Source organism: Xenorhabdus bovienii (assembly GCF_024721015.1).
GTDB lineage: Bacteria > Pseudomonadota > Gammaproteobacteria > Enterobacterales > Enterobacteriaceae > Xenorhabdus > Xenorhabdus bovienii.
The window spans coordinates 24,388-46,218 of record NZ_JANAIF010000031.1; the positions used below are offsets into that span (position 1 = coordinate 24,388).

At 43.4% G+C, this 21,831-nt stretch carries 16 protein-coding genes and 3 pseudogenes; 8 read left to right on the forward strand and 11 right to left on the reverse strand.

Annotation, left to right across the window (positions count from 1 at the left end):
• Positions 1–69: 69 nt before the first annotated feature.
• The 6 genes from NXS07_RS10190 to rpmH all read right to left on the reverse strand — a co-directional run bounded on the left by NXS07_RS10190 (position 70) and on the right by rpmH (position 5,273).
• On the reverse strand, positions 70–531 hold the full coding sequence (locus tag NXS07_RS10190; protein WP_051870614.1) for an acyl carrier protein: 462 nt from the start codon (positions 529–531) through the stop codon (positions 70–72).
• 941 nt (positions 532–1,472) lie between these two features.
• Positions 1,473–2,837: a tRNA uridine-5-carboxymethylaminomethyl(34) synthesis GTPase MnmE gene (gene mnmE / locus NXS07_RS10195; RefSeq protein ID WP_038216446.1), complete on the reverse strand. Its 1,365-nt coding sequence runs from the start codon at positions 2,835–2,837 to the stop codon at positions 1,473–1,475.
• 77 nt (positions 2,838–2,914) lie between these two features.
• A complete protein-coding gene (gene yidC, locus NXS07_RS10200; RefSeq protein ID WP_038216444.1) occupies positions 2,915–4,528 on the reverse strand; it encodes a membrane protein insertase YidC in 1,614 nt (537 codons plus the stop codon).
• Between the two features lie 2 nt (positions 4,529–4,530).
• Positions 4,531–4,791 (reverse strand): membrane protein insertion efficiency factor YidD, encoded by a 261-nt coding sequence (yidD, locus tag NXS07_RS10205; RefSeq protein WP_038180719.1) that lies wholly within the window; start codon positions 4,789–4,791, stop codon positions 4,531–4,533.
• On the reverse strand, positions 4,755–5,114 hold the full coding sequence (gene rnpA / locus NXS07_RS10210; protein ID WP_038196844.1) for a ribonuclease P protein component: 360 nt from the start codon (positions 5,112–5,114) through the stop codon (positions 4,755–4,757). The genes yidD and rnpA overlap by 37 nt, the downstream gene beginning before the upstream one ends.
• Before the next feature lie 18 nt (positions 5,115–5,132).
• The gene (gene rpmH, locus NXS07_RS10215) at positions 5,133–5,273 is read right to left on the reverse strand and encodes a 50S ribosomal protein L34 (protein ID WP_012990648.1); all 141 of its coding nucleotides are present in this window, start codon (positions 5,271–5,273) and stop codon (positions 5,133–5,135) included.
• A 722-nt stretch (positions 5,274–5,995) separates the two neighbouring features.
• Between rpmH and dnaA the strand changes: the two genes are divergently transcribed.
• The 4 genes from dnaA to gyrB are packed head-to-tail and all read left to right on the forward strand — an operon-like array spanning position 5,996 to position 12,031.
• The gene (gene dnaA, locus NXS07_RS10220) at positions 5,996–7,384 is read left to right on the forward strand and encodes a chromosomal replication initiator protein DnaA (RefSeq protein WP_012986629.1); all 1,389 of its coding nucleotides are present in this window, start codon (positions 5,996–5,998) and stop codon (positions 7,382–7,384) included.
• A gap of 4 nt (positions 7,385–7,388) precedes the next feature.
• Complete coding sequence (gene dnaN, locus NXS07_RS10225) at positions 7,389–8,489, forward strand: DNA polymerase III subunit beta (RefSeq protein WP_258086692.1); 1,101 nt, start codon at positions 7,389–7,391, stop codon at positions 8,487–8,489.
• A gap of 17 nt (positions 8,490–8,506) precedes the next feature.
• Positions 8,507–9,598 (forward strand): DNA replication/repair protein RecF, encoded by a 1,092-nt coding sequence (gene recF, locus NXS07_RS10230; RefSeq protein WP_038208169.1) that lies wholly within the window; start codon positions 8,507–8,509, stop codon positions 9,596–9,598.
• 18 nt (positions 9,599–9,616) lie between these two features.
• Positions 9,617–12,031: a DNA topoisomerase (ATP-hydrolyzing) subunit B gene (gyrB, locus tag NXS07_RS10235; RefSeq protein ID WP_038223430.1), complete on the forward strand. Its 2,415-nt coding sequence runs from the start codon at positions 9,617–9,619 to the stop codon at positions 12,029–12,031.
• A gap of 121 nt (positions 12,032–12,152) precedes the next feature.
• On the opposite strand, the gene NXS07_RS10240 is transcribed toward gyrB, so the two are convergent.
• On the reverse strand, positions 12,153–12,929 hold the full coding sequence (locus NXS07_RS10240; protein WP_155271836.1) for a PI-PLC domain-containing protein: 777 nt from the start codon (positions 12,927–12,929) through the stop codon (positions 12,153–12,155).
• A 118-nt stretch (positions 12,930–13,047) separates the two neighbouring features.
• Positions 13,048–14,067: pseudogene (locus tag NXS07_RS10245) on the reverse strand (RHS repeat-associated core domain-containing protein); the annotation flags it as partial.
• Between the two features lie 442 nt (positions 14,068–14,509).
• On the opposite strand from NXS07_RS10245, the pseudogene NXS07_RS22185 reads away from it, so the two are divergent.
• Positions 14,510–14,930 (forward strand): annotated as a pseudogene (locus NXS07_RS22185) (hypothetical protein).
• Between the two features lie 2 nt (positions 14,931–14,932).
• Here the strand turns inward: NXS07_RS22185 and asd are convergent.
• Positions 14,933–16,039, reverse strand: a complete 1,107-nt coding sequence (gene asd, locus NXS07_RS10250) for an aspartate-semialdehyde dehydrogenase (RefSeq protein ID WP_258086695.1) — start codon at positions 16,037–16,039, stop codon at positions 14,933–14,935.
• A 120-nt stretch (positions 16,040–16,159) separates the two neighbouring features.
• Here asd and NXS07_RS10255 point away from each other — a divergent pair.
• From NXS07_RS10255 to NXS07_RS10265, 3 genes and pseudogenes are all read left to right on the forward strand, one after another.
• Positions 16,160–16,473 (forward strand): annotated as a pseudogene (locus tag NXS07_RS10255) (recombinase family protein); the annotation flags it as partial.
• A 288-nt stretch (positions 16,474–16,761) separates the two neighbouring features.
• Complete coding sequence (locus NXS07_RS10260; RefSeq protein WP_051863000.1) at positions 16,762–17,421, forward strand: 50S ribosomal protein L11 methyltransferase; 660 nt, start codon at positions 16,762–16,764, stop codon at positions 17,419–17,421.
• Between the two features lie 465 nt (positions 17,422–17,886).
• Positions 17,887–18,447: a rhomboid family intramembrane serine protease gene (locus NXS07_RS10265; protein ID WP_038194896.1), complete on the forward strand. Its 561-nt coding sequence runs from the start codon at positions 17,887–17,889 to the stop codon at positions 18,445–18,447.
• Positions 18,448–18,543: 96 nt separating this feature from the next.
• Here the strand turns inward: NXS07_RS10265 and NXS07_RS10270 are convergent, their stop codons facing one another.
• The gene (locus NXS07_RS10270) at positions 18,544–19,992 is read right to left on the reverse strand and encodes a flavin-containing monooxygenase (protein WP_238125829.1); all 1,449 of its coding nucleotides are present in this window, start codon (positions 19,990–19,992) and stop codon (positions 18,544–18,546) included.
• 213 nt (positions 19,993–20,205) lie between these two features.
• Complete coding sequence (locus NXS07_RS10275) at positions 20,206–21,447, reverse strand: MFS transporter (protein ID WP_238125830.1); 1,242 nt, start codon at positions 21,445–21,447, stop codon at positions 20,206–20,208.
• Between the last annotated feature and the right edge of the window lie 384 nt (positions 21,448–21,831).

Below are 21,831 nucleotides of genomic sequence, written 5' to 3' on the forward strand. Positions count from 1 at the left end.
ATTTTCTATTAATACTGAATTGTAATTATTTTTATCTTAGCCAGTTAATTTCATGAATTAAGAACCTTATTATTTAATTAACATTTCTGAACAATATTTTTTTATTTCTTCCAGGATAATCTCATCCGCATTTTTTCCATTCGACTCGTAAGTGGCTTTACATAACGAAGCCCAATTGTGAACATTGGTTTCACCAAATACGTCACCCAAAGTATGAATGGTATTCAACTGTTCCGGTGTATAATCATAACAACTATAAACAAGTAATCCTTTGCCTTCTTGAGTAAGCGTATCCTCAGCTAACAGTCGGTTCAGTACCTCTTCGGAAAGAACTTCATAAGCATGGGCAAAAACACTTTTTGTCGGCATCGTGATTTTAAATTTCTTACCAAGGTTAAATGACAAATCAATAACATCTAAAGAATCGGCACCCAAGTCATTAATTAATGAAGAATTTTCATGAATAGTATTTTCTTCAACAAAGAGAATTGAGGATAATTCCTCACATACCGCAGATACATATTTTTTCATATAACATTCGCCTACAAACGTATATTTAACTTAATGGAATAATAAAGTCTCACAAACTATTCCACCATGTCAATAAATAAGAAAACCAATCCTACAAACAAAAATAAAAACACCATTAATTAAATTAATAACAAACAAGAAAGAATATATTATTTTTTTCAAATTTGAGATTTGGAATAATTATATATAACTATTCCAAAATGAAATCATGATTAAATATTCATTATTAACAATAAATAAATGAATAAAAAAACAATAATAACAAATTGTTATTTTATTCATTTTATCTTAAATAACAACAAATTAATAATATTAACACAAAACATTACAATGGAATTTAATTTGTTACTTATAATAAATATGATATAATATCAATTATTATAATTATCTTAAGAAGAAACCAAGTTATAATTAATTAAAATATAAACTGTCTTATTTGGTATATCGTCATGAAAAAAATCATCAATAACATCCAAGCTTATATAACAATAACAAAATTGCATCATTTCATTAACAATAGAATATACTGCTGGTGATTCAATCTTTAATGAATGTAATTCCTATATCATATCGAAATGAATTGATATAAATCTGAAAAAACATTTAAATAAAGCGCAATATGTCCTAATTGTACATTGTTTAATTTTTTTAAAAAAACCGATTGATATTGCTCTTCCTTATTTTAATAAGGCAGGTATTGTTCAAGTTAAAGCAATAGCCGATGTGCAGCGAAAGAATATGCTAGTGCAGATATTACGGTGAACGCGTACTGTCCGGGAGAGCATCAACTTTCTTTTGGAGATACAATGGTAGTTTATTTTGAATATACAAAATAAGGTAGATAATTTATCTGAGAAAGAGCATAAGCCAATCCTAGCAAAGCTCATCAAAATATACATTTGATAAGCCTCAGTGAACGTTACCCGATATTTTTTACCCATTCACTTCCCAATACAAAAACTCGAAAAAATCCTGCCCAGCAAATCATCCGAAGTAAATTCGCCGGTAATTTCACACAATACCTGTTGCGCCAGTCGCAATTCTTCCGCCAGCAATTCCCCTGAACGGGCAAAAACCAGTTGTTGATGGCCTTCCTGCAAATGTTCTGCCGCCGTATTCAATGCCTGTAAATGGCGACGACGGGCGAGGAAGCCCCCTTCGGTATTGCTGTTGAAACCCATCGCCTCTTTTAGATGATCCCGCAGCAAATCAATACCTTTCCCCTCACGGGCAGAGAGGCGGATTAATGAGTAACCACTTACTTCTAATACGCCGGTTTCTTCTCCGGTCATATCGGTCTTATTGCGGATCACGGTAACAGGCAGTGATGCAGGCAGCTTTGCCATAAATTCCGGCCAGATTTTCGCAGGTTCAACGGCATCCGTGGTCGTGCTATCTACCATAAACAGCACGCGATCCGCCTGCTCGATTTCCTGCCATGCGCGTTCGATACCAATGCGTTCCACTTCATCGCTCGCTTCGCGCAGCCCCGCCGTATCAATAATATGCAGCGGCATTCCATCAACATGAATATGCTCGCGCAAAACATCGCGGGTTGTACCTGCAATATCGGTGACAATCGCGGCTTCACGGCCAGCCAATGCGTTGAGCAAACTGGATTTACCCGCGTTTGGCCGCCCCGCGATAACCACTTTCATTCCTTCACGCAGCAAGCTTCCCTGACGAGCTTGTGAACGAACGTGACCAAGCTCCGCAATCACCTCATCCAACTTGGCTTCTATCTTGCCATCGGAAAGAAAATCAATTTCCTCATCAGGAAAATCAATCGCCGCTTCAACGTAGATACGAAGGTTAGTAAGCGCTTCCACCATTTGGTGGACGTGATGGGAAAATGTCCCTTGCAGAGAATTCATGGCTGAACGGGCAGCTTGCTCAGAACTGGCATCAATCAGATCCGCAATCGCCTCAGCCTGTGCCAAGTCGAGTTTGTCATTCAAAAATGCACGTTCAGAAAATTCACCCGGATTGGCAATACGCACAGCAGAAATTGTCAGAATACGTTTTAACAGCAAATCAAGAATGACCGGCCCACCGTGCCCCTGAAGTTCCAGCACATCTTCGCCGGTAAAAGAGTTGGGGCCGGGGAAGTAAAGCGCGATGCCTTGATCCAGCACAGTTCCATCCACATCACGGAAGGGCAAGTAATCCGCATAACGGGGTTTCGGCAACTTGCCCAATACCACCTCAGCAACTTCCGCCGCCTTAGGGCCAGAAATACGCAGGATGCCTACACCGCCTCGTCCCGGAGGAGTGGCCTGAGCGACTATCGTATCGGTGGTATTCATGAAACTCTCTCTTTTACTAATCAACTGAAATAATAAAGGCGGCCAATGACCGCCTTCTAGTTAGCTCTTTTAAAGAGCTACTTTTTTTCGCGGGTATGCAAACCGCGTTTTTCCAGACTGCGGAAAATAACCTGCTGCTGGATGATGGTGACCAAGTTACTGACGATATAGTACAGCACCAGACCAGACGGGAACCACAGGAAGAAGACAGTGAACATTACGGGCATGTAAGTCATGATCTTCTGCTGCATAGGGTCGGTTACGGTCGTTGGTGACAGTTTCTGGATCACAAACATGGTCGCACCCATCAGCAATGGCAGAATGTAGTAAGGGTCTTGTGCGGACAAGTCCTCAATCCAACCAATGAATGGCGCATGACGCAGCTCAACAGAACCCATCAGCATGTAATACAACGCAAGGAAGATTGGCATCTGAATCACCAGAGGCAGACAGCCGCCCAGTGGATTCACTTTTTCTGTTTTGTACAGCGCCATCATTTCCTGACTCATGCGCTGACGATCATCACCATGACGCTCACGCATCGCCGTAATTTTCGGCTGCAACAGACGCATTTTCGCCATGGAGGTGTATTGCGCCTTAGTCAGCGGATACATGATACCGCGCACGATAAAGGTAATGGCGATGATGGAGAAGCCCCAGTTACCGATGAATTCATGCAGGAATTTCAGCAATTTGAACAGAGGCTGAGAAATAAACCACAACCAGCCGTAATCAACGGTCAGATCCAGATGTGGAGCAACTTCAGCCATTTTGTCCTGAATTTCAGGGCCTACCCACAGAGTAGAGGAGATATTCTGCTTGCTGTTAGGTGCGATATTGACGGTTTCACCTTTGTACCCGATTATCGCCATTTTCTGGCTTTTCTGGTCAATCGTGTAGAAAGTACTGGTAGAGTTTGCGCCCGGCACCCAAGCAGTGGCGAAATATTGCTGCAACATCGCTACCCAGCCACCGTTGGTCGTTACGGCTAACGCTTTATCTTCAATATCGCCGAATTTGTATTTTTCGTATTTTGCTTCAGCTGATGAATAAGCAGCACCGCGATAAGTATGCAGAGCAAAGTTGCTGCTGCCAGTATCACGACTTTTCGGCAACTCAACACTCTGCTTCAACTGACCAAAGAACGCCATCTGCAACGGCTTGTCAGTCACGTTATCGATGTTGTAATCGACAGAAACCGCGTAATTACCGCGTTTCAAAATGAAGGTTTTGACATAAACAACACCATCTGGTGCAGTGTAAGTCATCGGAATACGCAATTCATTCTGACCATCAGCCAAAACGTAGCTATCCTGAGTGGTGTGGTAAAACGGGCGTTCAGCTTGATTATCTGGGCCATTGGTGCCAGTTAATCCACTTTGAGCCTGATAAATGAACTCAGGGGTGCTTTCGAGCAGTTTGAATGGTTTGTTTGAACCGAGGGTATCAGGATAGGCCAGCAGATCAGCCTCTTCGATATCACCGCCACGGGTATTAATGTGCAAAGAAAGCACATCCGTTTTCACGGTGATCAGTTTACCTTGCCCACTGCTTGCTTCGCTACTCGGCGTATTTGCTTGTTGCGTGATCTGTGCCGTTGGTTGTGGGTTCTGATCTTTCTCCCACGCCTGCCAGACCAAGAACGAAACAAACAGCAAAGCGATGAAAAGAAGATTGCGTTGCGAATCCATCGTTAATGTTCTCTGTTATCTTCGTTTTTTTTAGGTGGGACAGGATCATCACCACCTTCGTGTAAGGGGTGGCATTTTAATATGCGTTTCACTGTTAACCAACTGCCTTTTATCATTCCAAACCTGCGCAGTGCCTCAATGCCATATTGAGAACAGGTAGGATGAAAACGACAGCGAGGCCCCAACAGTGGGCTGATCACCAACTGGTAGCCCCTGATTATCGCAATCAAGAGCCGCGAACCAAGCGACAGTGACGACGCCATAATTTGCCCAACGCCTCCGTTAGCTCACGATTATCAAGCTCAGCAACCCCCTTCCTCACCAAAACCACAAAATCCATGGAAGGCAATTTATGCTGGTTTAAACGAAAACTTTCACGAGCCAATCGCTTGATACGATTACGCTCATGGGCGCGTTTAACATTTTTTTTGGCGACGGTTAGACCGATGCGGGGATGCCCCAGCTCATTAAGGCGCCCAAGAATGGTTATCTCTGCGGAGCTTGCCCGTTGTGGCTGCTGGAAAACATAAGTGAAATGCTCGGGAGTTAACAAACGTAACTCCCTCGGAAAAGCGAGCTTAACCACGTGGTATGATTAGCTTTATTACTTAGAAACAGTCAGACGAGTACGGCCTTTCGCACGACGGCGAGCCAGAACTTGACGACCATTTTTGGTGGCCATACGAGAGCGGAAGCCGTGTGTACGGTTACGCTTCAGTACGGACGGTTGGAAAGTGCGTTTCATAGCGATTTCTACCTAACTTAAAATTTGTTACTGATTCAGCAAATTCGTTGGCGACCAGTGAGAAATAAGTAGACACCGATGCCTCAGTCGCAACATCAATATATAGAAAGAGGCAGGATTGTAATAAAATGTACTACCCCTAGTCAATCCATCAATCTAAGATGACGCGAGCCTGACCGCTTTCCTGTCGGTTTTTTTTACTTTAACCAGACATTACCAGACTTTTGCTACCCGAGGTGCTCACCCAAAACTTAACCAGCCATAGCCGGAAAAAATCGTTGGCATAACACGCAGGGTGGAGGATTATACGGACTGTGTAATAAAGCGCAAGGATCATACACCGATCCTTACACCTTAATCGTGATCATCATGTTGTTTTCACTTCATATTTTAAACAATAGCTAAATGGAATTTGCTATATACCATGATTACACTACAGTATCTTCTACGAGCCTTATATTCTCCGAGTGCCAAAGCGTGGCGATCTCCCTGTGGATAAAAAGCGTCAAAGCTGTGTAAAAGAATGAGGATCTATACCGTCTTTTGCGTTATGATCACCGATCCCGATCTCACTATACGGATCGTTGGGGAGCGATGATAGTAAAAATCGCCACAAGGTACATGCGACCTTCCTCATCATCGGGGGAGTGACGCTTTATACCCAGTATAACGTATCTATTATTCCGATTTCTTTTATTGGTCTTGTTTTAGGGGAGTTCGCCGTGTCACTTTCGCTTTGGCAGCAATGTCTTGCCCGATTGCAGGATGAGTTACCTGCCACAGAATTCAGTATGTGGATACGACCCCTTCAGGCAGAACTGAGTGATAACACTTTGGCTCTCTATGCCCCCAACCGTTTCGTGCTGGATTGGGTAAGAGAGAAATATATCAACAATATCAATTTGTTATTAAATGATTTCTGTGGCCCTGAAGTACCGTTACTGCGTTTTGAAGTCGGTAATAAGCCTGTTTCACCGAACCAGTCTACATCTCAGAAAATCATTGCCAACATGCCGATAGCTACTGCGCCGTCCAGTTTATCTGTGCGCCCAAGCTGGGATAATGCAAAAGCCCAGCCAGAGTTATCCTATCGTTCCAATGTGAACCCAAAACATACGTTCGATAACTTTGTTGAAGGTAAATCCAACCAGCTCGCCAGAGCTGCGGCCCGACAAGTTGCCGATAATCCGGGGGGCGCATACAATCCGCTGTTCCTCTATGGCGGCACCGGCTTGGGTAAAACTCACCTTTTGCATGCCGTCGGCAATAGCATCATGGCGCGCAAAGCCAATGCAAAAGTGGTATACATGCATTCTGAACGTTTTGTTCAGGATATGGTAAAAGCATTGCAGAACAATGCGATAGAAGAATTTAAACGTTATTATCGCTCAGTGGATGCCCTGCTGATCGATGATATTCAATTTTTTGCGAATAAAGAGCGATCCCAAGAAGAATTCTTTCACACGTTCAATGCCCTGCTGGAAGGTAATCAACAGATTATTCTGACATCAGATCGCTATCCAAAAGAGATCAATGGCGTCGAAGATCGGTTAAAATCACGTTTTGGCTGGGGGCTGACCGTTGCCATCGAGCCACCAGAACTGGAAACACGCGTTGCCATTCTGATGAAGAAAGCTGACGAGAACCAAATCCAGTTACCGGGTGAAGTGGCTTTCTTTATTGCCAAACGCCTGCGATCCAACGTTCGTGAGCTCGAAGGCGCTTTGAACAGGGTCATCGCCAACGCCAATTTTACCGGGCGGGCGATTACCATTGATTTTGTACGCGAAGCACTACGTGACTTATTGGCTCTACAGGAAAAGCTGGTAACTATTGATAATATTCAGAAAACAGTCGCTGAATATTACAAAATCAAGGTTGCTGATCTGCTTTCCAAACGCCGTTCACGCTCCGTTGCCCGCCCAAGACAAATGGCAATGGCGCTGGCAAAAGAGCTGACGAATCACAGTTTGCCTGAAATCGGGGATGCCTTTGGTGGACGTGACCATACAACAGTCCTTCACGCATGTCGTAAAATCGAACAGCTGCGTGAGGAAAGTCATGACATCAAAGAAGATTTTTCTAACTTAATCAGAACATTATCTTCCTAGCGCTATGAAATTTATCATTGAACGTGAGCAATTATTAAAACCCTTACAGCAGGTTAGCAGTCCCTTGGGTGGCCGCCCTACCCTGCCAATTTTGGGCAACTTGTTGTTGCAGGTGACGGAAGGTTCCCTGTTGCTAACAGGTACAGATTTAGAAATGGAAATGAAGGCACGGGTTGCGCTGACTCAACCGCATGAACAGGGCGCAACAACCATCCCCGCGCGTAAATTTTTTGATATCTGGCGAGGATTGCCTGACGGAGCGGAAATCAGTGTTGAACTGGATGGCGATCGCATTCTGGTTCGCTCTGGCCGCAGCCGTTTTTCACTGTCTACCCTGCCGGCTTCAGATTTTCCCAATCTTGATGACTGGCAGAGCGAAGTCGAATTTTCTCTGCCACAGGCAACACTGAAACGTCTGATTGAATCCACCCAGTTTTCAATGGCACATCAGGATGTGCGCTATTACTTGAACGGCATGCTGTTTGAAACCGAAGAGGAAGAACTGCGTACCGTTGCAACAGACGGCCACCGTCTGGCAGTCTGCTCTATGAATATCGGCCAGAACCTGCCTTCCCATTCGGTGATCGTTCCCCGTAAAGGCGTCATTGAATTGATGCGGCTGCTCGATGGCGGCGATAGCCCGCTGCAATTGCAGATTGGCAGTAATAACATTCGCGCTCATGTCGGTGATTTCGTCTTCACATCCAAGCTGGTGGACGGGCGCTTTCCTGATTACCGCCGCGTACTGCCCAAAAACCCAGATAAAACGCTGGAAGCAAACTGTGACGTGCTTAAGCAGGCATTTTCACGGGCAGCGATTTTATCCAACGAAAAATTCCGTGGTGTTCGTATCTATTTAAGCCAAAACCAACTCAGAATTACCGCAAACAACCCGGAACAGGAAGAAGCGGAAGAGATTGTCGATGTCAGCTACCAAGGCACTGAAATGGAAATTGGCTTCAATGTCAGCTATGTGCTGGATGTCCTGAATGCATTGAAATGCGAGCAGGTAAGTCTCTTGCTGACGGATGCCACCTCCAGTGTAAAAATAGAGAATTCAGCCAGTCAGGCCGCGACTTATGTCGTGATGCCTATGCGCCTGTAACCACATTAACTCATTTTATGATTCTCTCGCGTTTGCTGATCCGCGATTTTCGTAATATCGCGAATGCCGATCTGACTTTGGCAACCGGTTTTAATTTTCTGGTTGGGCCAAATGGCAGTGGTAAAACAAGTATACTGGAAGCCATTTATACATTGGGCCATGGGCGGGCTTTTCGCAGCATTCAGGCGGGAAGGGTGATCCGCCATGATTGTGAAGAATTCATTCTTCATGGGCGGCTGGAACAGCAATTCCACGAACGGATCTTGGCGGTAGGGCTGAGTAAAAACCGTCTGGGTGACAGCAAAGTCAGGATCGATGGCAGTGACGGGCATAAAATTGCCGAACTGGCGAAAATGCTGCCGATGCAACTTATCACGCCAGAAGGTTTTACGCTGCTAAACGGTGGCCCTAAATACCGCCGCGCTTTTATTGACTGGGGCTGTTTTCACAATGAGCCGCGTTTTTTTACTGCCTGGGTCAACCTGAAAAGGCTGCTCAAACAGCGAAATGCGGCATTGCGACAAGTGACCCGCTACAGCCAAATCCAACACTGGGATCGTGAGCTTGCACCGCTAGCGACTGAAATAAGCCAATGGCGGGCTGAATACATTGCAGGTATTGCTGAAGATATCGAGAAAACCTGCAAACAATTTTTACCTGAATTCACCCTCAGCATCAGCTTCCAGCAGGGCTGGGACAAAGAGAGTGAATATGCAGAACTGCTCGCGCGGCAATTCGAGCGCGACAGAACGTTAACCTACACCGCTTCCGGCCCCCATAAAGCCGATCTACGGATCAGGGTGGACGGCACACCGGTAGAAGATATGCTCTCCCGTGGTCAGTTGAAATTACTGATGTGCGCGTTGAGGTTAGCGCAGGGTGAATATTTCACCCGACAGAGCGGGCAAAAATGCCTGTATCTGCTTGATGATTTTGCTTCTGAACTGGATGCCGGCCGTCGTCAACTGTTAGCCGAGCGTCTAAAATCTACGCAGGCTCAGGTATTTGTCAGTGCAATCACGCTTGGGCAAGTTACAGACATGATTGATGTAAATAGCAGGATGTTTCGCGTAGAACATGGCAAAATCGAGGTTCAACCACAGGATTAAGATGAGCGAGAAACGTTGATGTCGAATACATATGACTCCTCAAGTATCAAGGTATTAAAAGGGCTGGATGCCGTCCGTAAACGTCCAGGCATGTATATCGGTGATACCGATGATGGTACCGGCCTGCACCACATGGTCTTCGAGGTTGTTGACAACGCTATCGACGAAGCCCTCGCAGGTCATTGTGACAAAATACTTGTCACCATCCATACAGATAACTCTGTTTCTGTTCAGGATGATGGCCGCGGTATTCCTACCGGCATACACGAAGAAGAAGGTGTTTCAGCAGCGGAAGTCATCATGACCGTGCTGCATGCGGGGGGTAAATTCGATGACAACTCCTATAAAGTTTCCGGCGGTCTGCATGGTGTAGGGGTTTCTGTTGTTAACGCCTTATCTGAAAAACTGGAACTGACTATCCGTCGTGACGGCAAAGTCCACGAACAAACCTACCAGCATGGGGTTCCACAGGCCCCGTTGAAAATGGTCGGAGATACTGAGCAGACTGGGACAACTGTCCGTTTCTGGCCAAGTATGGACACGTTCAAGCTCAACACCGAATTCGAATATGATATTCTGGCGAAACGCCTGCGCGAGCTGTCATTCCTGAACTCCGGCGTTTCCATCCGTTTAGTCGACAGACGCACTAATGCAGAAGACCATTTCCATTATGAAGGTGGTATCAAAGCGTTTGTTGAATTCCTGAGCCGCAATAAAACGCCTATTCACCCTAATGTCTTCTATTTTTCCACGGAAAAAGACGGTATTGGCGTGGAAATTTCCATGCAGTGGAATGACGGTTTTCAGGAAAACATTTACTGTTTCACCAACAACATTCCTCAGCGCGATGGAGGAGCCCACTTGGTTGGTTTCCGTGCCGCGATGACTCGTACCCTCAACAGCTACATGGATAAAGAAGGTTACAACAAAAAATCCAAAGTTAGCGCCACGGGTGATGATGCCCGCGAAGGCTTGATTGCAGTTATTTCCGTCAAAGTCCCTGATCCGAAATTCTCTTCCCAGACTAAAGACAAGCTGGTTTCTTCTGAAGTGAAGACTGCGGTTGAAACCCAGATGAATGAGAAGCTGGTAGAATACCTGCTGGAAAACCCGAACGATGCCAAAACGGTCGTCGGCAAAATCATTGATGCCGCTCGTGCCCGTGAAGCGGCGCGTAAAGCCCGTGAAATGACCCGCCGCAAAGGCGCACTAGATCTGGCAGGTCTGCCGGGCAAACTGGCTGACTGTCAGGAGCGTGATCCTGCTCTGTCCGAACTCTACCTGGTGGAGGGTGATTCTGCGGGAGGGTCAGCAAAACAGGGGCGCAACCGTAAAAATCAGGCGATCCTGCCACTGAAAGGTAAGATCCTGAACGTTGAAAAAGCGCGTTTTGACAAGATGTTGTCTTCACAGGAAGTCGCAACGTTAATCACCGCACTGGGCTGCGGTATTGGCCGTGATGAATACAACCCGGACAAACTGCGTTATCACAGCATTATCATCATGACCGACGCCGATGTCGATGGTTCCCACATCCGTACCCTGCTGCTGACGTTCTTCTACCGCCAGATGCCTGAGATCATTGAGCGTGGCTATGTCTATATCGCCCAGCCACCTCTGTACAAAGTGAAAAAAGGCAAACAAGAGCAATACATCAAAGATGACGATGCAATGGAAGCCTACCAGATGTCGATTGCACTGGATGGCGCATCTCTCTACACCAATCAGCATGCCCCAGCACTGAAAGGCGAAGCGTTGGAAAAACTGGTCACTGAGTTCAATGCCAGTAACAAAATCATTAAACGCATGGAACGCCTGTATCCGCAGGCTTTACTGAATAATCTGATTTACCACCCGATACTGACCGAAGATGCCTTGAACGATCAGGCAAAAGTGGAAGAATGGGTGAGTACGCTGGCTATTCGTCTAAATGATAAAGAGCAGCATGGCAGCACTTATAGCTATCAAATCCATGAGAACCGTGAGCGTCAGGTTTATGAACCCGTTCTGTGTATCCGTACACATGGCGTTGATACCAACTACAATCTGGATTTCGATTTCATCCACGGGGGCGAATACCGCCGCATCACCAAGCTGGGAGAATTGATTGGCAACCTGATTGAAGAAGATGCATACATTGAACGTGGCGAACGTCGTCAACCCGTGAGTAACTTTGAACAGGCATTAGAATGGCTGAGTAAAGAATCACGCCGTGGCCTTTCCATCCAACGCTATAAAGGTCTGGGAGAAATGAACCCTGATCAATTGTGGGAAACCACCATGAACCCAGAAACCCGCCGCATGATGCGTGTAACAGTGAAGGATGCGATTGCTACCGATCTACTGTTTACGACTCTGATGGGAGATGCGGTTGAACCTCGCCGTGCATTTATCGAAGAGAATGCCCTGAAAGCCGCGAATATTGATATTTAATCGTCCTTATCCCAGATAGTTTTCCACTATCTGGCTGGGATACAAAAAATCCTTAATCTGGCTCACCTTGCAACACAAGGTGAGCCAGATTTATTTTATCGGTTCTTTATTGTTGGCTACCTTATAAATGCGTATTCATTAGGCTTTGATTATGTAATTCAATCCTTTCCATAAATCTTGAACTTGCCCCATGCTCACTCCCGATATAATCCCCACTAATTATTCCCGCATGAGGGATCTTATCGACAGCATCAGCCAAAATGCCCTTAATTCTAGATAAGTAACTTTTTACCCCTCGAGTGAATTGCCCACGCGCAGGAGAGGCAAATGGAATATTCGTTTGAATAACATTAAGCTGGCCGTCAGGCGCTGGGGTTGCATGATACTCACTCAAAAACTCGGCTGTCTCCGTTGCGCTCGCTCTATTAGCCCACTGAGTATGAACTTGTTCTTTGTAGCTCCAATGTGGCTCAGTTCCATCATAGCCATGAACCATAAGCCCTATGTTTTTTCCTTTACTCAGTAAATCAACCGTTGCTTCACCTAAACTCGATGTATCATCACGTGTAATAAGATTATTGCGGTGAGCAGCAAGTACATCCTGTAAAAATGTATCTGAGGCCGATGTTCTAGACGTTGCTTTCTTCTTTCCTTCCCCTTTAAATACCATTTTGAGCACATAGAAATTATTAGTATCTTTTCCTGCATGCTCCAATAGTGCCTTAACATCGGCAGTGGCATCACCTCCTGCAACGCTAGGGCCATGGAAAAAACCAAATGAACCATCTTTGCGCTGTGCTACTCGAATATCGAAGTACCTAGCACCCGCTTCTGCTTGCTCCTTCAAGGTTAGATTTTGAGTTTTAAATGCTCGGGGCAATAGTGCTCCTAAACTCATTGAGAATCCGCTTTTTTGCCCTACTGTAGGCATAAGTGCCTGCGTCATGGCTGCCCAGCATTGCTATCTGAGATAACTTAGTATCCGCAGGTAACTCATTATGATTTATGGGAAGGTTTCCAGTCGGATCAAATAATGTAATAGGATTATTTCTCACCATTCGGAACAGGTTCAACCCGTCCACTGTTCCCGCAGGATCGGCACTTAACCAACGCGCTGTCCACGGTTGGTAATAACGGTATCCATAGTAGTACAACCCCGTTGCATCCCGCTCCTTGCCCGAATATCGGATGGTCTTGTAGTCCGCTTCTGTCTGGCTTCTGGCTGTCCACACCGCCGTGCCGCCATACGGATAGTATTCTTCCAGACTGATGATCTGCCCGTCACCGCCCACTTCCAGTCCGCTGCTCCCCACCAGATTATCGTAGCTGTAGCGTATCTGGTTGTTACTGAGCGCATCCGGTTTGCCGCTTTCCCAGTGCAGTACCCGCACTTGCGCCCGCCCCGCCTCACCGACCTTAATGATTTGAAGTACTTCCTTTTCCACATCGCCGTTTTTTGTGGTGCGCAGCTCCAGCTCCGGCAGATAAAGCACCCGCTGTTGCTGTTGGCTGCCACCAGTCTGCTGCGTACTGACTTTCACCACACGCTGATTACTGCCATCATAAAGATAACTTTCCCTGTCTGGTTGACCAGATAAACGATTTACCCGTGTCACTTGTTGCAACTCCCCCCTCATCGTCCAATCCAATCTCTGCCCTGGCATTAATTGCAGTTGAGACCCTGCCTTATCAAAAAAAGTATCTACTTTTGATGGTATGTCTGTCAGTGTGCTGAGTACGGCATGGTTATTACGTTCGGAGACAGTAATAGCAGTAGTGTAGTTGTGACCGGTTGCCGGCGCGCTGTGGCGTATCTGGGTTAGATTGTTACCACGGTCATACGTGTAAGTGCGGGTGTAGTTAGTGTAAGTGCTGCTGTCAGTATCCAGAGGAATAATCGGTGTCGGCAATTGATTAGTTTGCTGCCCAATTGATACAGGCTGTCGTAAAACATAAATCGCTTTAGCATCTACCTTCTGATTGCGCCAAAAGCGGGTAGCGTCAGCATCGACACTATCAGTACGTAGGACATCACCAGTGAGGGAGGAGAGATAAGTGAAATTGGGATTAATCGCTTGGTTCGACTGCTGCAATTCAGCCAGGCGCGGATCAATACTCGTGCTCAAACTGCCGTGGGCGTTAAACCGATAGCGAGTGATGCGATCATCGATGTGATCTGGCTGGTCAGGATGGCAATGGTAATGGATATCACGCACAGTCAGCATCCGGTTATCCTGCACGGTGACCACTGGCGTTTTGTGGTGAACCTGAAGGTTTTTATTTATCATGTCCATGCTCCGCATACCCCATTTCCCACAAGCTAAACTATGTTAAGTTTTGTCATGGCTAGGAGTCGTTAAAAAGGTTGTGTGATTTATTGATAACCACCTGAATTTCACTTCAGAAGGAAACTCAGTGTCTGAGGCACGAGCAAAGTTTTTGTCAAAGGAAACCCCATCGTGGAGATCCTCAGGCAAGATTAATTTAGAAGAACTTTACTGTCACGTCGATGACTTTTGCCAAAAACTTATTCCTCTCTGGCATCAGTAATTGATTGAATACGGGTTACTCAAGCGTTATCAGCCGGCTTCCCTTTTTCTCAGTGAAGCCATGAATAGCCTCACTTTATTTCATATGAGCCATCAAAAATTCTTATATTTCTCATATTAAGCACTATATTAGTGACGATTTCCGGGATTGGTCAGTGACACTCGGATGTTAACGCTGAAAAGAAGGGCGCTCATTCCCTTGTATACCTTCCTTTCATCACGCAAAGCACCGCAGTCAACTCGGTTTCTTGCTGGAAATTGTATCAGGGTTAATTGCTTATACGTTCCAACCGAAAAAACCGGGCTTGAATCTGCGGGCTTCTGAAATCAATGTTCTTAAACAGAGTTGAAATTACAGCAAAATACGCAGCATACGGCGCAGAGGCTCTGCCGCTCCCCACAGCAATTGGTCACCGACGGTAAAGGCTGACAGATATTCCGGCCCCATATTCAGCTTACGCAGGCGGCCAACGGGCGCATTCAGTGTCCCCGTAACCGCAGCCGGGGTTAATTCACGCATGCTCAATTCACGATCATTTGGGATAACGCGAACCCAATCATTATGGGAAGCCAGCAGCGTTTCAATTTCATGAATGGAAATATCTTTTTTCAATTTCAGGGTAAATGCCTGACTATGGCAACGCAGCGCTCCAATACGAACACACAGGCCATCAACAGGAATGATATTATTGCCTGTATTGAGGATCTTGTTGGTTTCAGCCTGCCCTTTCCACTCTTCACGGCTCTGCCCATTGTCCAACTGTTTATCAATCCACGGAATTAGGCTACCTGCCAGCGGAACACCAAATTGATCCATCGGCAATGCGCCACTGCGAGTGAAATCTGTTACACGCTTTTCGATATCCAAAATTGCAGAAGCCTGGTTTTGCAGCTCACTTTCAACCTGATTATGCAGCATGCCCATTTGCACTAGCAGCTCACGCATATGACGAGCACCACCGCCAGAAGCCGCCTGATAAGTTGCTACCGACGCCCACTCAACCAGATTATTGGCAAACAACCCACCCAAAGACATCAGCATCAAACTAACGGTACAGTTGCCGCCAACAAAGGTTTTAATGCCTTTATTCAGACCATCCTGAATATGCTGGTGGTTGACGGGATCGAGAATAATAATGGCATCATCGCTCATACGCAGCGCAGAAGCCGCATCAATCCAATACCCCTGCCAGCCTGTCGCCTTCAGTTTGGGATAAATTTCGTTGGTATAATCCCCACCTTGGCAGCTAATGATAATATCCAGTGCACCTAACGCCTCAATATCAAAGGCATCCTGCAAAATGCCCGCTTTCCCGGTAAAGTCGGGTGCCGGCTGCCCATGCTGGGATGTAGTGAAGAAGACCGGATTGATCTGGTCAAAATCACGCTCTTCCACCATACGCTGCATCAATACTGAGCCGACCATACCACGCCAGCCGATCAAACCTACATTTTTCATCATGTTTATCCTGTCTTGAAAGATATCCGTCAGCTACCCTGACTTGTATTAAAGCTGACAAAATATGATAAAAGGTGCAAGTAAATTTATATGCTATGGCAACCGTATTTCAGCAAAGATCTGCTTACCATTTACTGGGAAAATATCAGTGAAATACAGCCGGAACGGCCTGAGCTGAGTCGGTTACTGAAGGACTGTCATCCTGCTGATTGAACAGATAGACAATCTGACCCGCCTGAGTAACAGCAACTGAATAACCCTCAAATATCCCCCCGTAACAAAAGCTGTAATAACGGCAATTAGCAACATGCTGATAGACTTGATGACAACAATGACCCATAAAAACGGGCTTAGTCGCAGGGAGCGTCAGAAACAGGGTTCGGATACTGGGAAAATATAAAGGGAAACAGGCTGATCTGGAACATCACAGAGAAAGGTATGTTCCTTATCACGATTAATCATCCAGATCATACTGAAAAACAACATTACTATTAATCATACCATAGAAAATATAATAATTATAAGGATGAAGAATGCTTAATAATATAATTCCACCATCCAAAATAAAACTGTTTTGACCTTCACAGATTTCTACTGGTCATTGACCACTATATATAAAGAAGCAATACATGCGGGTCTTTGTATAGTGGAAACACGTGAAATAAAAAAGCCTCTTGACTGTATTTATCATACTTACAAATCATCCTAAAAAAGAGCTTGCCATGAATAAGAACTGCAAACGTTATACAGAATGGTGGTTGGAGCAGGAAAAATTAAGAACGAATGATGAAACCCCGGTAAAAATCACACTGGCAGGAATTAAGTTATCTGTTATTCCTCAAGTATTTCTTCCATCTCCATTACAAACGCACTCTACACCATTACTTATAAAAAACATTATAGATCATGATTTTACTGGGAAAAAAGTTCTTGATATAGGAACTGGCAGTGGTATTCTTGCTATTTATTCTGCCCTTAATGGTGCATCTTTGGTAGTAGCAACAGATATCAATGATAATATATTACACCATGCTAAAAGTAATGCTTATCTGAATAAGGTTACTGATATCCATTTTATAAATAGTAATATCTTTGAGTCTATTGATGGTAAATATGACTATATATTCGCCAATGGGCCCATTTCTCCTGAGTCTTGGTCAGAAAAAACACTTTCCGGGCATACAATATCGAGTTACGGAGAAACTATTTTTAGTCAGTATCGTAACTATCTGATAAATGAAGGGGTAATGTTTATGACATTCGCAGAGTTTGGCTCAACAGAGATATTCTACAAGACACTTCAAAAAAATTCCGTTATGCACAGAGAAAAAAGAGAAACAAAATTTGGCGTATGGTGGAGTTTTCACGAAATAAAAAAATAAAACTGATGAGAAGCCCTAACCCAACACCGACTTATCTGGAGGTATTTATCCTATTGACATTTACTACAGTTATATTTATTTGTAATTTTTTACTGTTGATTCCAATCCAGACAATAAATAATGTTACCCCTATAAAAACAAAATATTCAAATAATAACAATCAATATATAACAAACAGATTTTATAATTCCAGTATAAATAATAGAATATCAACAGCATTGTGATCAATATCATTTTAAAGTTAAATAAGATAATCACTTAATATATACAAAAATAAATTAATTTACATCAATGATATATATATTTAAGCACACAACCAAAATTATTGTGCTAAAATAAAATTCAAATCTCATATGTAAATCAGTGAATCCAAATATTTCAGGACATGGGATCAATTTTTATAATTACATTTTTTCAAGGCCAGAGTCAATTTTGATTTCTCATAAATAATAAGGCAATAACACAGTGAAATTATGGCTAAAAAAACGCCTTAGTATACTAATCGGATTAACAGCAATACTTATCTTCGTTCACTTGATCAGTACCCTGACCGGTAGTGCATTGAATCATTTCGGTATCATTCCCAGATACTTCCAAGGCCTGATCGGTATTCCGCTATCCCCATTTCTACACGGTAGCTGGAAACACTTGTTCAGTAATCTTCCTGCATTATTGATGCTAAGTACGTTACTGATGACCCACTCCATTCGCTATTATGTTCTTGCCAGTCTGTTTATTATCTTTATGGAAGGGACACTGGTCTGGTTATTTGGCCGAACATCTATTCATATTGGTGCCAGCGGCTGGATTTTTGGGCTGTGGGGATTATTGCTGGCCAATGCTTTCTTCCAAAGGAGAGCAAAAGATTTCTTCTTTGCCATTCTGGTCTTTGTGTATTACGGTGGGATCGCCTTTGGCTTGTTACCATGGCAAGAAGATGTTTCAACGGAAGGGCATATTTTTGGCGCTATTGCGGGGCTGGTTTTTTCTTGGCTCACCAAGAAATGGATTATCACGAACCGTTAAACACCGTAAACCCTCGTCCAGTGCGAGGGTGTCGCAAAAGGACGGGGGCCGTCACTAAAAATAGATACAAAATACGGCTATCAGCCGTATTTTAAATTATTCCCATCTCAGTGCCGTATCATCTACAGGCTGTCCCAATACCTCTTTATCCTTTTTATAATCATGTGGAACATGCCAATTCGGGCTGCGCCCCTGACGAGGAAGACCTTCATCACCTCGCCTCACATAACCCGATTGTAACTCACCAAAAATGTTTTCGTGTTTCAACATTTCATCCGGCTGAGCATAAGCTGTCACAGACTTAGCACCACGACGATCCATCTCTTTCAGTAATCGGCAAACATAATCTGCGGATAGATCCACTTTCAATGTCCAAGAACTGTTGATATAGCCAAACAAATAAGCAAAATTCGGAATATCCTGTATCAACGTTCCCTTGTAGAGCATACGATTATTGCCCTGCAGTTTTTGCTCATCAATAGAAATTTCAACTCCACCAAGAGAGCGTAATTTCAGACCTGTAGCAGAAACGATGATATCCGCCGGCAACTCCTTGCCAGATTGCAGTAAAATGCCATTTTCAGTAAAGCGTTTAACCTGGTCGGTCACAATAGAGGATTTGCCTTCTTTCAGTGACTTTAAAAAATTACCATTGGGGATCACACACAACCGTTCATCCCAAGGCATGTACTTTGGTGTAAGGTGATTCATATTAAAACTTGGCCCAACCCTTTTGCGGGCTGACGACAATAAAAACGATTTCAACAGCGTAGGTAAATGTCGGCTGGTTTTATAAAGTAAACGGTGCATAAAGATATTACGATTTCGGCTGAATGAGTAAACCCAGCGTTTTGGTATAAATTTACTTAAAAACTCAGCGATTTTATCTGTTCCGGGTACAGACAAATAATAACTGGGGGAGCGCTGTAGCATAGTGACATGTTCGGCAATATTTGCCATTGTTGGAACTAACGTGGCTGCTGTCGCCCCACTACCAATAACAACAACCCGTTTTCCTTTATAGTCTAATCCTTCAGGCCAATGTTGGGGATGAATAACGGGCCCTTTGAAATCCTCAATACCGGGAAATTCAGGTAAATACGCTTCATCATAGTTGTAATAACCCGTCGCCGCGACCAGATAATTACAGGTAAAAGTTCGAGTTTCTCCACTCGTCTCCTCAACAGCGGTAATGTTCCATTGGTTAGTCGTGCCAGACCAGTCCGCATGAGTAATTTTTAACCCAAACTGGATTTTTTTATCAATTCCATACTCTTTTGCCGTTTTATTGACATAGTTTTTAATTGACTCGCCATCGGCAAAAACACTGGTTTCAGACCAAGGCCGGAATTTATAACCAAAAGTCATCATATCTGAATCTGAACGGATGCCCGGATAACGAAATAAATCCCAAGTCCCTCCGATAGCATGACGGCGCTCTAAAATAATCACCTTTTTATCGGGACATTCTCTTGTTAAATGACATGCCATACCAATGCCAGCAACCCCGGCCCCCATGATCAAAACATCATACTGGTTACTCATAATTGTCTCTCCTACAAGGTTCTCTTTTAATGAAATAAGTTTCCCTCAATCAAGACATGTTATTTTTTATTCAATAGGACAACCATTTGTATTTATGAGATAGGGGTATCATAGTTAGAGACAGGGAATTATTGCTACCGACCAGACGCATGGCTAAAGCAACCTGAATATAACCAGTAAAATGAGAACTGTTTTTGAAATACATTTTCTCTATTAACCAACAGAACGCGGATACAGTTTTTCATAATATCCATCCAACGATTCACTGCTCATCTTGCAAAGATGCATAAAATTAGGCGTTTTAATAATCAAAATGGAACAGAATAACAATATCAATGACATGCCAAGCAGAATGCTGTTAACACTTAGAAACTGAATACTGTAAGTAGAAAATAACATTCCCAATGGAATGGGAATAATGCACAGAGATAAAAATACAGATTCCATGGAGTGCCTTTGTGAAGAAGGTGTTGCCGTCATCCTGATAGATGTTGTGTTTATGTTATAAATAACAACGCCAATGCCTGCAATCAACATGGATATATTGATATGAATATTTGACTGCGATATGGATACGCCGAAAATACCAAGTGAAACTAAAATAGTTCCAGTCAATGATGCATAACCTTTACCGAGCATCTGATTGAAAAATTTTACTAAAACGCTACTACCCAAGAACATTCCCGCACCAAAGAAAAACTCAGCTACCCCCAAGTCAAATGCACCTAGTTTCATCGTATTGATGATCAAAAAAGGAATAAAGTAAGAAACCAATGGGACGATGACAAAATTAAAAACACCAGAAATTGCACCTAACCTTAATTCTGTAGGGTTGTTCTTTAAGATCTTTAAACTCACCTTTGATGTATCAGCTTTTTTTTCTGATGGCATCATAGAAACCCAAAGAAAACCTAAGAAAGAGATGACGACACTGCAAAATACAATGACGAGTATATGCCCATATGCAAGATAACTAATTAATATTCCAGAGATAGCCGGGCCTGATACAACGTTCAGTGAACTGACCAACCCTCTAGCTCTGAAAGCAAGATCGGTGTTTGTATTATGCAATATTCGGCTGATGATACTGTTTCCAATCGGTTGGGTCAGTATAGAGAACAGAGATGTGACGATAAAAAATATTCCCCAGTAAAAGTAGTTTTTACTTTCAATAAAGTACAGGCTGGAAATAATAAGTAAGCTTAAAATACAGAATGAAATCAAATAGAACTTAGTTGAAAACTTGTCACCATACAAACCGAAAGCAAGCAAAGTAAGCACCTGCAATGCCCACGATATAAAAAGAAAATAGCCTAACTCAACGACCAATCCGAGTTGATTAAGCATAATCCATGTAAACAACATTCCTATTGTTTTAATGGAGATAGTGAATAAAACATCACTGACTTGGTATATAACAAAGTTAGTGATACTATACTTTTTCATCAAGTTCATTATCAAATTTTTCCTTTACTTCATTGAAGCCTGTTACTGCATTTATGATTCTAATTAATCCTGGAAAGTGGAATTTTCAATCAAAACTCTTCCAGTAAAATAAATATTTATTAAGTTTAACAAACTAAAAAAATATTAGATAAAAAATTATAAAATAATGAGTTATAAAATTTAAAACACAAATATCTTTTAAAGACATAACAGCAGACAGATAATTATGCTATCATAGATTGAGTTAACTTAATTATAAAGATAAATATTACATTCTCATATTATTATGGAAATTATGTAAAGTACAAAAATACATAAAATACATAAAATACATAAAATACATAAAATACATAAAATACATAAAATACATAAAATACATAAAATACATAAAAT